Origin of the sequence: Catellatospora coxensis (assembly GCF_016862635.1) — a bacterium.
Classification (GTDB): domain Bacteria; phylum Actinomycetota; class Actinomycetes; order Mycobacteriales; family Micromonosporaceae; genus Catellatospora; species Catellatospora coxensis.
The window spans coordinates 1-1,017 of sequence record NZ_BONI01000205.1 but is presented as its reverse complement, the minus strand read 5'-3'; the positions used below and the strand labels follow the sequence as shown (position 1 = coordinate 1,017).

Here is a 1,017-nt window from a genome sequence, read left to right as displayed (position 1 = left end):
AGAGGCTGTCGGGTAACCGAGCGGTGACGTGAGGTTGCTTCGGTACACGCCGATGTTTGGTGCTCGACAAACGGAACGTCCCCGCCATGATCACGAAGTTGTGCGCAACGTTGACCTTGGCGGGGACGCCCGCAGAGCCTATCCGTCCAGCCTCACCGACGCGATGTGGGCTGTCCTCGAACCCTTGATGCCCGTGCGGGACCGCAGCCGCGGCGGCCGTCCGCGCAGGTGGGACGACCGACTGATCCTCGACTCGATCCTGTTCGTGCTGCGGGGCGGCTGCCCCTGGCGGATGATCCCCCACGACCTGGCCCCGGCCGACGCCGCACACCGCTGGTTCACCGCCTGGCGCAAAGACGGCACCTGGGACCGCATCCACGACGAGCTTCGCGGCCGGCTGCGCCGACGCGCCGGCCGTGACCGGCACCCCACCGCGGGGATCATGGACTCCCAGACCGTCAAAAGCAGCGAAGGCGGCCAGGGTATCGGCTACGACCCGGGCAAGAAGACCACCGGCCGCAAACGGCATCTGGTCGTGGACACCATGGGGCTGCTGCTGGTCGTCGCGGTGACCTCCGCGTCGGTCAACGACCGCCCCGGCGGCCGGATGATCCTTGCCCGGCTGGCCGCCGCGTTCACCAGTGTGGCCCTGGTCTGGGCCGATGCCGGGTACGCCAACAGCCGTGACGCCACGATGGTGGGCTGGGCCCGATCCGCTCTCGGCCTGGTCCTGCAGATCGTGCGCCGCCGCGACGACGTCAAAGGTTTCGAGGTCCTGCCCCGGCGCTGGGTCGTGGAACGGACTTTCGGCTGGCTGATACGCAACCGGCGCCTGGCCCGCGACTACGAACGCCTGACCGCCAACGCCGAAGCGATGATCAAACTAGCGATGATCAGGCTCATGACCCGCCGCCTGGCAGGCCAGGCAGTCCGCTGGAGCAACGCGACCGAACGAGAAGCCGCCCGACGCCTCAACGCCGAACGGCTCCTCAATACGTGATCGCTCGGTTACCCGAC

1 protein-coding gene is annotated in these 1,017 nt (G+C 68.5%); it reads left to right on the top strand.

Features of this window, described 5'->3' with window-relative positions; translation table 11 throughout:
• Positions 1–52: 52 nt before the first annotated feature.
• Positions 53–1,000, top strand: a complete 948-nt coding sequence (locus Cco03nite_RS42030) for an IS5 family transposase (RefSeq protein WP_373314469.1) — start codon at positions 53–55, stop codon at positions 998–1,000.
• The last annotated feature ends 17 nt before the right edge of the window (positions 1,001–1,017 follow it).

Bases quoted from the DNA above. Each gene is read 5' to 3' on its own strand.
- Cco03nite_RS42030 (WP_373314469.1), top strand. From the start codon at position 53: ATGTTTGGTGCTCGACAAACGGAACGTCCCCGCCATGATCACGAAGTT.